This window comes from Microcoleus sp. FACHB-672, assembly GCF_014695725.1.
Taxonomy (GTDB): Bacteria; Cyanobacteriota; Cyanobacteriia; order Cyanobacteriales; family Oscillatoriaceae; genus FACHB-68.
This window is the reverse complement of record NZ_JACJOU010000019.1, coordinates 370,570-384,747: the sequence shown is the minus strand read 5'-3', so window position 1 is coordinate 384,747 and position 14,178 is coordinate 370,570. Positions and strand designations below refer to the sequence as shown.

13 protein-coding genes are annotated in these 14,178 nt (G+C 47.8%); 2 read left to right on the top strand and 11 right to left on the bottom strand.

Annotated elements, in window-relative coordinates; translation table 11 throughout:
* Positions 1-31: 31 nt before the first annotated feature.
* Positions 32-412: a hypothetical protein gene (locus tag H6F56_RS15185; RefSeq protein ID WP_190669581.1), complete on the bottom strand. Its 381-nt coding sequence runs from the start codon at positions 410-412 to the stop codon at positions 32-34.
* 196 nt (positions 413-608) lie between these two features.
* Between H6F56_RS15185 and H6F56_RS15180 the strand changes: the two genes are divergently transcribed.
* A complete protein-coding gene (locus H6F56_RS15180; RefSeq protein ID WP_190669579.1) occupies positions 609-3,221 on the top strand; it encodes an HD family phosphohydrolase in 2,613 nt (870 codons plus the stop codon).
* A gap of 49 nt (positions 3,222-3,270) precedes the next feature.
* Here H6F56_RS15180 and H6F56_RS15175 read toward each other — a convergent pair whose 3' ends face one another.
* From H6F56_RS15175 to H6F56_RS15145, 7 genes are all read right to left on the bottom strand, one after another.
* Complete coding sequence (locus tag H6F56_RS15175; protein ID WP_242032036.1) at positions 3,271-4,071, bottom strand: carbohydrate ABC transporter permease; 801 nt, start codon at positions 4,069-4,071, stop codon at positions 3,271-3,273.
* A gap of 366 nt (positions 4,072-4,437) precedes the next feature.
* Complete coding sequence (locus tag H6F56_RS15170; protein WP_190669575.1) at positions 4,438-5,010, bottom strand: 5-formyltetrahydrofolate cyclo-ligase; 573 nt, start codon at positions 5,008-5,010, stop codon at positions 4,438-4,440.
* Positions 5,011-5,513: 503 nt separating this feature from the next.
* Positions 5,514-6,458 (bottom strand): GDP-L-fucose synthase family protein, encoded by a 945-nt coding sequence (locus H6F56_RS15165; protein ID WP_190669573.1) that lies wholly within the window; start codon positions 6,456-6,458, stop codon positions 5,514-5,516.
* Positions 6,459-6,547: 89 nt separating this feature from the next.
* The gene (gmd, locus tag H6F56_RS15160; protein WP_190669571.1) at positions 6,548-7,627 is read right to left on the bottom strand and encodes a GDP-mannose 4,6-dehydratase; all 1,080 of its coding nucleotides are present in this window, start codon (positions 7,625-7,627) and stop codon (positions 6,548-6,550) included.
* A 2-nt stretch (positions 7,628-7,629) separates the two neighbouring features.
* Positions 7,630-8,007 (bottom strand): hypothetical protein, encoded by a 378-nt coding sequence (locus tag H6F56_RS15155; protein ID WP_190669569.1) that lies wholly within the window; start codon positions 8,005-8,007, stop codon positions 7,630-7,632.
* Between the two features lie 153 nt (positions 8,008-8,160).
* Complete coding sequence (locus H6F56_RS15150) at positions 8,161-8,865, bottom strand: sugar transferase (protein ID WP_190669567.1); 705 nt, start codon at positions 8,863-8,865, stop codon at positions 8,161-8,163.
* A gap of 105 nt (positions 8,866-8,970) precedes the next feature.
* Positions 8,971-10,113, bottom strand: coding sequence for a glycosyltransferase (locus H6F56_RS15145; RefSeq protein WP_190669565.1), 1,143 nt, complete (start codon positions 10,111-10,113; stop codon positions 8,971-8,973).
* 290 nt (positions 10,114-10,403) lie between these two features.
* Between H6F56_RS15145 and H6F56_RS15140 the strand changes: the two genes are divergently transcribed.
* A complete protein-coding gene (locus tag H6F56_RS15140) occupies positions 10,404-10,568 on the top strand; it encodes a metallothionein (RefSeq protein ID WP_190669564.1) in 165 nt (54 codons plus the stop codon).
* 177 nt (positions 10,569-10,745) lie between these two features.
* Here the strand turns inward: H6F56_RS15140 and H6F56_RS15135 are convergent, their stop codons facing one another.
* The 3 genes from H6F56_RS15135 to H6F56_RS15125 form a co-directional block, all read right to left on the bottom strand.
* The gene (locus tag H6F56_RS15135) at positions 10,746-11,672 is read right to left on the bottom strand and encodes a metal ABC transporter permease (RefSeq protein ID WP_323798469.1); all 927 of its coding nucleotides are present in this window, start codon (positions 11,670-11,672) and stop codon (positions 10,746-10,748) included.
* A 131-nt stretch (positions 11,673-11,803) separates the two neighbouring features.
* Positions 11,804-12,937: a glycosyltransferase gene (locus H6F56_RS15130; protein ID WP_190669562.1), complete on the bottom strand. Its 1,134-nt coding sequence runs from the start codon at positions 12,935-12,937 to the stop codon at positions 11,804-11,806.
* An 83-nt stretch (positions 12,938-13,020) separates the two neighbouring features.
* Positions 13,021-14,172 carry an NAD-dependent epimerase/dehydratase family protein gene (locus tag H6F56_RS15125; protein ID WP_190669560.1) on the bottom strand — a complete coding sequence of 384 codons (1,152 nt, stop codon included), beginning with the start codon at positions 14,170-14,172 and terminating at the stop codon, positions 13,021-13,023.
* Between the last annotated feature and the right edge of the window lie 6 nt (positions 14,173-14,178).

Sequence of the window (14,178 nt, the reverse complement as noted above, 5' to 3'; positions counted from 1 at the left end):
GGGTTGGGATTGAAAATAAATAGTTGACAAATTATGTAAAATAGAGTAGAGGCAAAAATTTTGAGCGAGCTAGATCCAGGCCGCCTTCAACAGGGAAACCGTTCATGTTGAAGCAAGCGCCCAGCCTAAACAAAATAACTGCCGCCTTCTTTTTCAGACGCACCCCTATTGATCCGGTAATAGCAGAGCGATAATCGGCTGATCCTGCCGCATAGAAATCATCCTTAAGGGGGATTTTCTTAAACAACAAGACGCATTTAATGTAAAAGGGCTTACTATAGCCGTTAGCAAGTGTTGCCACTGTAGGTTTAAGAGCGTGGCGCACGTCCGGTTTTATAATAATGCTTGCGATAAAGTTTCTGGCCAGCCCGCTCGTCAAGTTGGAAATAGTGGCAATGAGTTTGCAAGACAACCAGGTTTAAAGCTGTGCCCAGCAGGGAATAAACGCTCACCTTCAGCGAATTTTGTGCCTCTACGGGCTGGCAACAATAGACACAGATGAGTTGTATGAGCGTGGTACTCACTGACCGACATTCTTCCTTAGTTAAAGTAGGAGTGTGGCACAAACAAGCCCTCATCAGCAACAGGGTATCGCGCGGAGAGTTCAGATGAACACGCTTTCTTCATTGACGCGGCAGATTGAACAACTTCGCATTCGCTATAGTGCCCAGTGGCGGCGAGGGCTTTTAGCAAAAGTCCTGACAAAGAGCTTAGCTGAAGCTGCCGGCAGCACATCACCCAAGTCAACCCACAAATCCTTATCTCGCTTTTTGCCCTCCGTGTCGTCCAATCAACCTGCTGTATACCAAAAGCGCTCAATAGTTTCACAAAGCCAAAACTACAGAGCGCACACGCCTATTTCGCTGGTGCTGGCAGTGGTGTGCCTCACCGGCTCTATCGGTCACCGCTTCTACAATAAGCCAAAACTGGATGTTGGCACGAAGGCTCCCTACACGATCGTTGCGCCTACAGCGGCGAAGGTGGAGGACAGCAAAACCACGGAAGAAAACCGAAAAGCCGCCCGAATAGGCTCTGTACCCATATTAAAAATCGATAACGCAGTTAACCAGCAGATATACAACGACCTGAGACGCGCCATCGAACAAGGTAACGAACTCCGACGCATGGCTGGTGTAGTACCCTTCACAGAGACTTCCAGCTTGTCAGCTGAGACGCAGTTGTACTTGCGTCAAGCGAGGGAAGCCGACTGGCGCTCGGTTTTAGCTGCGCTCAAAGATCAAAAAGACCCAAAGGATAGCAAAAAGCCCAGTAGCAACCCCTTGCCGCCCAATGCGAGGAAACCCTTAGAGGAATCATTGGAAGCGCTGCGCCGGCTTGCCCGTCAAGATCCTTATAGCGGCGTCATCAAACAGATCCGCCCTCCGTTAAATGTGGCAGGCCAGCAAGCCATTGCTGAACTTCAAGCCTATCGGCAAACGGCCTCAGATGAAAGTTTTTCCACCCTGTTAGAGACCATTACTCAAGCCCGCCGGCGTTATATGATGGCTGTCGCGGCTCTTTCTGAACCGTCGGTGACGGGACTGGCTAACCGATACGATGCTGAGCTGTTTGCCATGTCTGAAGCCGATTGGCAAAAAATGTTAGTGGGTATTTATCAAGCGGCAGAGCGGCTTCTGGCTCAAGGGATTTCTCCTGGGCTACCGGATGGCATTTTAAAGCACGCGGTAAGCATTCAAGTTAGAACAGCCGTGCCAGCCGAGGCAGAGTCGCTCTCGACAGATATATTACTGGCAGTTTTACGGCCCAACTTAATCAGGGATGCGGAACGTACTAGGTTACGGGCAGAGCAAGCTGCTTCTGAGGTAGAACCCGTCATTGTTACCATTGATCGGGGTGAAGTGATTGTCAACGCCGGTCAACAGATTAGCCAGCCGGATTTTGTGCTGCTCGATTACTTCGGCAAAAGTCAGCGAGAGCCGAACTGGGTGGGGTTAATCAGCTTGGGCGGGCTAGTAGCCGGTGCCGTCGGCGTTTTATGGGTGGTAGAACGGCGGTTTCATCCAGGTTTGCGCCGGCGCGATCACATCTTGGTACTGCTGCTAACCTTAAGTACGCCCCTGTTAGTGGCTTTGCAGGTGCCTCACACAAGCTTGCCCGCGATTGGTTTATTACTAGGCAGTTTCTACGGTTCAGCCGTCGGTACAACCGTCGTCGCTTTGCTGGGTTGGGTACTGCCGGTGGGCTTGGAAATTGACGGAATTCATTTAATCGCTAGTGCCGCCGGTGGCTTGATCGGTGGCTTGATCGCGGGTAGATTACGCTCACGCGAAGAACTCGCCCTGTTGGGCGGTGCTGTCGGATTGACTCAGGGAGCCGTCTATCTGGTCTTAACGCTGATGGCTAGTGCGAGTGTCGGTTCGATTTGGTATACCGTTGTCGGTGCGGCAGCCCTGCAAAGTCTGGCCGGCTTGGCTTGGAGTATTGTGGCACTCGGCCTTAGCCCTTACCTGGAACACGTCTTTGACCTCGTTACCCCCATCCGCTTAGCTGAATTAGCTAGTCCCAACCGGCCTCTATTGAAACGCTTAGCCTCGGAAGCTCCAGGTACATTCCAGCACACTCTCTTCGTTGCCACCCTGGCCGAAGCAGCCGCCAAAACCCTCGGCTGTAATGTGGAGTTAGTGAGAACCGGCACACTATACCACGACATCGGTAAAATGCACGATCCATTAGGGTTTATTGAAAATCAGATGGGTGGCCCTAACAAGCACGATATCATTGATGACCCGTGGAAAAGTGCGGAGATTATTAAAAAGCACGTCATTGAAGGCTTGGTAATGGCTCGGAAGTGCCGGCTGCCTACGGCGATTAAAGCGTTTATCCCAGAACACCAGGGAACAATGCTCATTGCTTATTTTTATCACCAAGCCCAGCAGCTAGCAGCCCAAGACCCTAGTTTAACGGTAAGGGAAGAGGATTTCCGCTACGATGGCCCAATTCCCCAATCCCGTGAAACAGGAATTGTCATGCTGGCAGATTCCTGTGAGGCGGCGCTGCGATCTCTTAAGGACGCTACCCCAGAAGAAGCTTTGAATATGGTCAATAAAATTCTTCGCGCCCGCTGGCAGGATAACCAGCTGGAAGATTCCGGTTTAACTCGCGAAGAGATGCCAAAAATTGCTGAAATTTTTGTGCAAGTTTGGCTACAGTTCAATCACAAACGCATTGCTTATCCGAAAGCGGTTTTGGCCGCTAAATAAAAACATTTGACCGGCGGCACAACGCATCTCCACTAAGCAAAACGGGTATTTAACCCTTAACTCCACTACCGGCATCTGTGGGAACAATGTAGCGCTGTACGAATAAAAAGAGAAACAGCACTGGCAAGATGGAAATCACAGAACCGGCAGCAATTAACCGCCAATCTAAGGAAAAGGTGGTGCCGGCAAGGGTTGCTACTCCCAAAGGCAAGGTATAGTATTCAGGCTTATCTAAGACAATTAAAGGCCATAAAAAGTCGCTCCAAGAACCGATAAACACAAAGATGGCCAGTGTCACCAGTGCCGGTCGGATCGCAGGTAGCATGATATGCCACCAAATCCCCAACTCAGAACAGCCATCCATTCGGGCGGCTTCTTCTAATTCTTTAGGCACACCCATAAAAGCTTGCCGTAATAGAAAAATGCCAAAGGCGGAAGCAAGGGAAGGAAAAATGATGCCCAGGTAAGTGTTAATCAGGCGGAGTTTTACGGTCAAGATATACAGGGGAATCATCACGATTTGGAAGGGAATCATGATGGTGGAAACGATAGCGGTAAAAATTAAGTCGCGTCCTCGAAAATCTAGTCGTGCTAAAGGATAAGCAGCGAGAGAGCAAAACAGCAGATTTAACCCAACTGTCAAGCCGGCAACCAACGTGCTATTGAACAAATATTGGCCAAAAGGTTCGGACAGCCAAACTTTGACAAAGTTCTGTAATGTCGGCTGAGCCGGCAGCAATTGCGGGGGAAACTGGAAAATGTTTTCTGCCGGCGACTTCAAGGACGTACTAATTAACCAAAACAGGGGCACGAGCATAATAAATGCCAGCGCAGTCAGTAGCCCATACATCCAAAGGTATTTCCACCCAGATCCATTTAGACGTTTAGGTTTAAAGTTTAATTTTTGATTTTTTCGATCAAGCATGGATTTTTTTTAGCAATCTAATAACAGACTTTTTAATTTTAAAACAAACTTTCAATGTCTTAATACTAATCTCCTTTAAAGAGCTGATCCTTGAATTTTAAGGTGGAAGAAAATTTGCTCAGTTTTTTATAGAAAAAAGTAGTAAAACCGGGTTGCAAAAATATATGCAATGCCATATTATAGTAATTTTATTTTTCTGACTAAAGACCACTCAAAAGTAGGTAGTTGGAGTGCGACGGACTATTGTCCGTCGCGCAAGGTTCAAAGAATTGGCCTGAAAAAGTGGGGATTTTATCGCATCATTTTTATCCCCACTTCTGTACAAACGCCCTGCAATTTTTGATCCCAAGTATCGACAGGTAACTGGGGCAAGTAAGCAAATTCAAACACAATACCGAGGGTTGGTTTGGATGCCCACTCCGGTGAACTGAAGAGCCGGTCGTAAAAGCCACCGCCATAGCCTAAGCGATATCCCTGCTGATCACAGGCAACGGCTGGGACAAGAATTAAATCTACTTCTGCCGGCTGCAAAATTGAGGAATCCGCCTTGGGTTCAATCAGACCATAACTGCCGGTTTCTAGGGCTTCTCCGGACTTCCAGAGGTGCCAAGACAGAGATGTGCCGGCACATCGAGGAAATCCCCATCTGTGATCATCACTAAATAAAAGACTGAGGTCTGGTTCTTGGCGAAAGCTGAAGTAAGCCAGGATGGTTTGTGATTGAGCGAACAGAGATGAGGATTGCAGGTGGCTGCAAAGCTGCGTACTTTTTTGCTGCCAAATATCTGCCGGCAGTGATTGCCGTTGCTGCAAAAGCGCACGTCGCCATGTTGCTTTATCTAGCTGGGAGTCAGTGCTACTCATTACCCGGTTATTATAAAATTTTTGGGTTGGAATAGTAAGGTAGAGCTAATTCTATTAGCAAACTAAAGATATTAAGTTTGAGCAAGACGACAAACACAATTGTATACAACGTTAAAGTCGCCAAACTTGTCAACCAATCTTTCTTGAAAATTTTTTTTGGTTTCAAAAAAAGTATCGGCTGGGTTCACTTGCCTGAAAATAAATCCCAAAACCTAGGAGAACCAGTAGCCGGCAATTGTGAATGGTAATAATAAATCCGGAAAAAGTAGACTGAGGAGATAGCCGAATAAATAAGCGATGGGCATGTGAAAAAAAATATCGTTTTACCAAGATAGGGGCAATAAAAAATATCTTCATCGGATTAACGATACCCCTCTGATTTTTTTTTACCTTAATTTCTAAGGTGAATTTTCTATTGGCTTCTGATGAGATATTAGCGCCATCCGTTGGAAAGGGAAAGAATAAAAAAGCCTGTTTTGTTTGAGAAAACAGGCTTCTTAGATTTAAGCAGCGTGCTGGCGATACCAATCAATGGTATTTTTCAGCCCTTCTTTGAATTCAACTTGGGCAGTAAAACCAAAAGCTTGCTTTGCTCGTTCGGTATCCAAGCAGCGACGTGGCTGACCATTGGGTTGATCAGTTTCCCAAATAATTTCTCCCTTAAATTCCATCAACTCGCAGATCAGTTCTACTAGATCGCGGATGGTAATTTCATAGCCGGTTCCCAAATTTACTGGATCTGGATCGTTGTATTTTTGGGTTGCCATGACAATGCCCCGCGCTGCATCGGTTGAATACAAAAATTCGCGGCTGGGAGTGCCGTCTCCCCACGCAGGCAGTTGTTTGTCTCCTCGCTGTTGGGCTTCGTAAACTTTACGAATTAAGGCGGGAATGACGTGAGAACTGCTAGGGTCAAAGTTATCTTCTGGCCCGTATAAATTCACCGGCAGCAGATAAACACCATTAAAGTTGTACTGTTGCCGATAAGCTTGGAGTTGCACTAATAAAGCTTTTTTTGCAACTCCATAAGGCGCGTTGGTTTCTTCCGGATAGCCATTCCAAAGATCATCTTCTTTAAAAGGCACTGGCGTGAATTTAGGATAGGCACAAATCGTGCCAACACAGATAAATTTCTCGACACCGGCTTGATAGGCGGAATGAATGAGCTGAGTGCCCATCATCAGGTTGTCGTAAAATAATTGGGCCGGTTTTTCCCGATTTAAACCAATGCCACCCACGTGTGCCGCTAGGTGAACGATAATATCCTGCTGTTGGACAACTCGTTGACAGGCATCCATTGAACACAAATCGTACTCACGTGAGCGCGGCACTGTAATTTTTTGGGTGTCAGCGCCGGCTTTGACGAGCTGATCTATCACTTGCCGGCCCAAGAAACCAGCGCCCCCCGTTACCAGAATTCGTTTGTCTTTTAGCTCTAGTGTTGTCATTTTTGCGTCCTTCCGCCTGCGTCTTGGAATTTTAGATTTTAGATTTTAAGTTGGGTTTAGAAATCTCAATCTCAACTTAAAGTCTAAAATTAATCAAACCTACCCCCCGCTTCTTGACGGATAAAAGCGTGATCCTTAAAAACTTGGGCCAAATCTTCATTGGGCGAAATTACACCCAGCACTTCTAAGTCTGCTTTGACCATCAAACCCACTAATTCTTCAAAAGTGACGGTTGGTTCCCAACCTAATTTTTTCCGCGCTTTTGTGGAATCTCCAATCAACAATTCAACTTCCGCTGGCCGCAGGTATCGCTCATCAAACTCTACGTAATCGTGCCAGTCTAAGTTGACGTATTTAAAGGCAATATCAAGAAACTCTTTGACTGAGTAAGTTTCGCCGGTTGCGATCACATAATCATCGGGTTCTTCTTGCTGTAGCATTAGCCACATGGCTTTAACATAGTCCTTTGCATAACCCCAATCTCGCTTAGCATCTAGGTTGCCCAGAAAGATTTTTTTCTGCTTGCCGGCAACAATTCTAGCAATTGCCCGTGTGATTTTGCGCGTTACAAATGTCTCGCCCCGACGCGGACTTTCGTGGTTAAAAAGGATGCCATTACACGCAAACAGTCCATAGGATTCCCGGTAATTCACCGTTTGCCAGTGGCCGTAAAGTTTGGCACAGGCGTAGGGACTTCTTGGATAAAACGGGGTCGTTTCCTTCTGAGGAATTTCTTGGACTTTGCCATACATTTCCGAGGAACCGGCTTGATAGAAGCGCACTTCAATGCCGGTACGCTGCTGATAGTCTCGAATTGCCTCTAGCAGGCGCAGTGTTCCCATTCCCACGGTATCAACCGTGTATTCCGGCGAGTCAAAACTCACCCGTACATGGGATTGAGCACCCAAATTGTAAATTTCTACAGGTTGGACTTCTTCTAAGATTCGCCGCAGAGTTGTGCCATCGGTCAAATCACCGTAGTGCAAAAATAACCGTGCGCTTTCGTTGTGAGGATCGACATAAATGTGGTCAATCCGATCAGTGTTAAACGTGGAAGTCCGCCGGATAATACCGTGAACTTCATACCCATTTTCCAGCAACAACTCGCTTAAATAGGAGCCGTCTTGACCTGTAATGCCGGTGATCAGCGCTCGCTTCCGTTGCGTCATCCTCAGTATTCCTTATGGTTCGTTACAAAGAAGAATCTGAACGTAAAATTCAGTTCTTTGATAGATAGGCCGGCTGCCCATAACCGGCGAGACTGAGTGTAGAGTTCCCATTTCTGGTTGGCTGATATCATCTGCCAGACATAGCCTGCCGACCACCGGATATTTACCATCTGGGGCATCAGATAGCTCACCGATGATTCGCAAGGCTGATGGATGGCACTTTCCCCTGCTTTGGCGTCTTGTGACCCTGAACTGGGGACGAGTGCCTGCTTGAATCCCAACTGCTCTTGCCGCACCCTCTCCCGATCTGAAAATCTCCCTGATGGGATTAAATGGGGAGTGTCAATCCCTACGTTAACTTCAAATCGGAAATCAAGCACCCATCAACTTTAAAATGTTTGTAAAGAATTCAAAATTTTTTGGATGTTTGCCACTCCTTGAACCGTAGCATCTGAGAGATTGTTTGTGTCAGACTCAATAGGGCATTGCGTCTTTCACAAACTTTATGCGCCGAGCGCACCCTACTTTTGGTTTTAGTAGGCTCCATTATTTTTGGGGAAAATAACAACGCCAAGGGTTTTGAAAATTAACCACAAATCCATCCAAAAATTCCGGAAGTTGACATAATAGACATCCATTTGAACTCGGCGGGGGTAGGGAATATCATTCCGCCCAGATACTTGCCATAAGCCTGTAATTCCAGGCCGGATGGTTAGCACCTTATCTATATGCCGTCCATATTTCGGCAGTTCCTCTTCAACTAAAGGTCTAGGCCCGACAACGCTCATGTCCCCTTTCAAAACATTCCAAAATTGAGGAAATTCATCTAAGCTAGTCAGCCTTAAAAATCGACCGATCCAGGTAATCCTGGGGTCTTGCTTAAGCTTGAAATTATTCTCGAATTCTTGACGAAGATGGGGGGACTCTGTTATCAGTTCTAGCAACATTTCGTCAGCGTTTTGAACCATTGTTCTGAATTTAAGACAGCCAAAGGATTGGCGGTTTTTTCCCACACGCTCTTGTCTGTAAAAAACTGGCCCTGGCGAGGCCAGAGCGATCAGTATAGCTAAGAGCAGATAAACTGGGGAAAACAGGATCAGAACACATAGAGAAAACAGAATATCGAACAACCGCTTAGAAAACTCTCCGTCTAGACCACTCAATGCGAGGGGCGGAAAGCCCCGTTTGACCATCGCCCGAATGACCTTGCCGGAGATGAGTTGGCTTTCGGCAGTCATCTTACTCCTTCAATTCACACCACACACAGTCCTGATCATAAAGCCTCTAGACGCTCAAGGGCGGCGAAGTGGCTTTCAAAGCTATGGACAGTAAGATACAGATTTTTAGCGTAGATTTCTAGCCTCAAATTCTTGATAACAATGATCTAAATAGGCCAAGTACCGCTCTTTAAAGATTTTGGGGGCAAATTTTTCTGCGTTTGCTCTCACCTTGTCGGGATTAAAAGCCGGCTGAAATGCCTCAAAAGTCTCCACTGCCTCCATTAAAGCGGCTGTGGTTTGCTGGGCAAAAAACACGCCTGTCCCTAAATCCGGGTGTTGCTGAATATCTCGCACTGTTTCCAGTGCGCCACCGGCACCATAGGCAATTACCGGCGTCCCGCAGGCTTGGGCTTCCACCAAAGCCATCCCAAAATCTTCGCAGGCTGCATACACAAAGGCTTTCGCCTCAGCCATATACTTCTCCACAACTTCAGCCGGCTGCCAACCCAGCACTCGCACATTGGGGTTAGCCATTTTGCGAATCAGTGGCAACTCAGCTCCACTGCCAATCACCACTAAGGGAAGTCCTAACTGGTTGAAGGCTTGGACAATTAAAGATACTTTTTTATAACTTACTAACCGGGAAACGGTTAGGTAAAAATCCTGCTTGTGCGGTTGAACGGAAAATCTCTCGATATTCACCGGCGGATAGATCACTTCGGCTTTGCGCCGGTAGCAGCGCCAGATGCGTTGAGCGGTATGCCGGGAGTTGGCAATGAAGTAGTCAACTCGGTTTGCTGAGATGGCATCCCACTGCCTAAGCCGGTGTAGCAACTGTCGCGTTAAAATCCCTGGAAGCCCTTTGCCGGCTGCGCTGCTATTGAGATAATCAAACGTCATCTCCCAGGCGTAGCGCATCGGCGTGTGGCAGTAGCAGATATGTAATTGCTGCGGACTTGCTAGCACTCCTTTTGCCACCGCGTGGGAAGAAGACAAAATCACGTCATACTCTCGCAAATCCAGCTGTTCAATCGCCACCGGCAGCAGAGGCAGATATTTTTGCACCCCCTTCCTCGCTAGGGGAAAATGTTGCAGAAACGTTGTTCCGATTGGACGCTTAAAGAGATAGCTTTCTGGATTGGTCGATTCAAAATCGATAAGTGCGTAGAGATCGGCATTGATGTGCTGCAAAATTTCCTGCACAACCAATTCTGACCCGCCGGTTGCCAATGGCGTTAACCATTCATGAACGAGAGCGTACTTCATACTTTTGGATTTTCGATTTTGAATTCACTCTCAAATCTAAAACCGTTACAGTTTACCTTGGGCCGGCGGCCGGTGTTTGCCTGAGTCAATCAGCTTTGTCCATTTTTCCTACCCCATTGCCGGTAGACTACCGGCAACTTCTTTGCCAACTCCATCTGGGGGATAAATCTTATATCGATTTTTTAAAAGCAGCTCATATAACCTCTGGCCCGCTGTTCAGGTGTTATAGTAAGAAAGACTGAACAAGTATTCAGATATTTAACCCATTAAGAACTGAACCGGAGAAAGTTATGGCCACTGTAACCCAAATGAAATGTGCCTGTGAGTCTTGCCTGTGCGTAGTAGCCCTTGAAAATGCCATACATAAAGATGGCAAGCCCTACTGTAGCGACGCTTGCGCCAATGGTCATGCTGGCGGAGAAGGCTGCGGTCACACCGGCTGTGGCTGCCACTAGAGGCTAAATGCCAGGATTAGTCCTGTCAAGGTGATCTCAACGGTCTTGGCGTTCTTGACGAGCAGTTGATTGACCAAAAGTTGACGGGCAAGTGCGCCTTCAAGTCTAATTGAGCAACGAACCCACACAGATCAAACACCTTGACAGGGCAACGGCTAAAAGCTAGTGAGCCATATTTTATACTCTGTTCCTCACGCCCAAACCCTTCTGCCAAGCCATAACCCCAACAAATAGCAAAAACTGCACCAAGACGATACTGGGTCCAGAGGCAAAGTTGAAAAGGCCCGAACCGAGTAAGCCAATGGCACTGCTAAAAACGCCCAAAATCACGCAAAGGGTCAGAAATTGAGCAAATTTGTGGCTGAGTAATTTGGCGGTGGAAGCGGGAATGACGAGAAAGGCGTTAACGAGGAGTATTCCCACAGCTTTGATCGCCACAGCAACCGTTAGAGAAAGCAACACCACAAACACATATCGGTGCAAGTCTACAGAGACACCTTGAACTTTTGCCAAAGCAGGATTTAAGGTTAATAGAATTTGCTGTCGCAGGGTTGACAGCACGAACATCGCGCTAGCGAGAAGCAGCAGCAGAATTAAGATTAAATCCGTCTCATTAATAGCCAAAATATCGCCAAACAGAACTGCTAGCAAGTTGCCCCGATAACCGGGGATGAAGCTGGTGAGGATGACACCGATAGCCAAGCCTCCCGATTCTGCAATACTGAAAACGCTGTCGCTAGCTAGATCGGTTTGATCAATTAAGTACAGGACGCTGAGGCCAAAAATGATGCTGAAGGGCAGCAGCGTCCAAGTTGGATTCACGTTGATTAAGACGCCCAAAACAATGCCTACCAGAGATGCGCTGCCAACAGCATCGCTGAAATAAGACAACCGTCTCAGGGTGACAAAGCTGCCGAGTAAGCCTCCCAAAATGCCCATGAGGATGCCACCGGCGATCGCACGCTGCATGAAAGGAAACTGCAACAAGCTGAGAAAATCAGCGCTGCCGGTGATGGCGAAGTAGGGAGTGTTATACATAAATGTCAGCAGGACTGCCAGGATGGAGAATTGAACCTTAGCCGCTAGCCCCTCATGGTGAGCCAAGTTTATCAAAACTCATCCCAGAGCCGTCAAACTTTATTGTCAAAATTTTATACTTAGTTAGCTATCCTTTTTGAGTTCTGCTACCGTTTAAATTCTCACGGTCAATAGCTTGTCGTCATGACATTTCGTTGCTAAGCTGCCTTGGGCATGGATTGAGGTGCGAGTACAGCTTGATAGTACCGGCGCAGCTGAGCTGTGGCAGCAGCCCATCCCCAACGTTCGGCTTCCCGGCGCGCGTTTTGCCGCAGGGTTTCCCGTTCTTCACGATGCCCTAAGAGGCTGAGAGTAGCTGCGATTGCCCCATTTTCATCTTCTGGGTTGAAGAGATAGCCATTGACACCATCGGTGACAATATCGGGAATTCCCCCGGAACGCGCCGCGATAGCAGGGCAACCAGCAGCCATCGCTTCTAGCAGCACCAAACCGAGCGTTTCAGTGCGCGAGGGGAAGATAAAAGCGTCGGCAGAGGCGTATGCGGCGGCTAATTCTAACCCTTGGAGATACCCGACAAAATGGGTGGGTGTGCCGGCAAAGTGCTGTTCCAGGGCTTGCCGGTTTGGGCCATCCCCCACTAAAGCAAGACGGGCATTAGGAATCGCTTCTAGCACCGGCTTAATGCGTTCAATTTCTTTTTCAGCACCCAACCGCCCAACATAGAGTAATAATGGGCTTTCCGGATGACCTTGGCTGAGGCGCACGCGCATTTCCTCGCTGGCTAAATGGGGCTGAAACATCTCCGTATCTACCCCTCGCTGCCAGAGATCTACCCGTTCAATGCCGTGCTCTGTCAATTCTTGCACCATTGCCGTCGAGGTGCACAAATTGAGCTGAGCTTGATTGTGGCCGGTTTTTAGCAATTCCCACAGCAAGGGTTCTAGCATTCCTAACCCGTAATGCTGGAGATATTTCGGCAAATGAGTATGGTAAGACGCCACCAAGGGAATGCCTAAAGTTTTGGCGTAGTAAAGCCCGCCCAACCCCAAAACGGCTGGGTTGACAGCATGAATAATATCTGGCTGAAACTGTTCTAGCTGCTGCCCAATTGCCGGTCGCGGGAAGGCCATTTTCAGCTCTGGGTACAGCGGTAGGGGGACACCAGAAACGCCGTAAATTTTAGCTCCCTTGTACTCACGCAAGCCCCCATCAGGGCAAAAAATCAAGACTTGATCGCCGGCACGCTGCAAATGTTCAACTGTGTGGCGCAGGCGCGTCACGATGCCGTCAACTTTAGGCAAAAAAGTTTCGGTAAAAAGGGCAATTCGCATAGTTGTCAGTTGTCAGTTATCTGCTGTCAGCACCCAGCCGTCAGTTGTTCGTTGTCAATACCGGCTGACTGCTGGCAGCTGACTTATCGACGCCAAGAAACTTTGGGCAGAATTTGCTCTTTATCAACGCGGTTTTTGTACTTAATGGCAAAGTTCAGCAATGAATCTAACAGCGAATCAGAGAGATAGTGAGGCTGCAAACCCAGATCAAGAAGGTTGGTGTTTTTAGCATTGAAATAATGCTCTTCTTTTTCAACTCTGGGATTATCAACGTTTTGGATTTCTACATCTAATCCGACTGCATTGCCGGCCTTTTTCACCATCATGGCTAAGTCGCCGATGCTAAACAGTTCGGTGAACTGGTTAAAGACTCGAAATTCACCGGGTTGCGCTGGGTTAGCAATTGCTAATTCCATGCACCGAACTGTGTCGCGAATGTCTAAGAAGCCCCGCGTTTGTCCACCCTTGCCATAAACGGTTAGGGGATGGCCAATTGCGGCCTGGATGCAAAAACGGTTCAAGGCTGTCCCAAACACGCCATCATAATCCAGTCGGTTGATTAAAAGTTCATCCATGCCGGTTTCTTCTGTCAAGACGCCGTAAACAACGCCTTGATTTAAATCAGTCGCCCGCAAACCCCAGATCCGGCAAGCAAACTGGATGTTCGTGCTGTCATGGACTTTACTGGCATGATAGAAGCTACCCGGTTGCTTGGGATACGGTAAGGTATCCTTGCGCCCGTTGTGTTCGATGGTGATGTATCCTTCTTCAATATCGATATTCGGCGTGCCATACTCACCCATTGTCCCCAGTTTTACCAAGTGGCAATCTGGGAAATGTTCTTTCATGGCGTACAGCAGATTCAACGTTCCCACGACGTTGTTGACTTGGGTCAGAACTGCGTGTTCGCGGTCAATCATGGAGAAAGGTGCGGAACGCTGTTCGCCAAAGTGGACGATTGTGGTAGGTTCAAACCGGCACAGCGATTGTTTGAGGAAATCATAATTGTTGATGTCCCCAACGAATAAGTCGATGGATTTGCCGGTGAGATCGCGCCAGCGCTGGATACGTTGCTGGATCGGCGCAATCGGAGTCAGGGTTTCTACACAAAGTTCTAGATCCCAGTGCCGCCGCACTAAGCTATCTAAAATGCCGACTTCGTAACCTTGGTTAGAAAGATAAAGTGCGGTTGCCCAACCGCAATAGCCATCACCGCCAATAACCAGGACTCTCATAAGTTG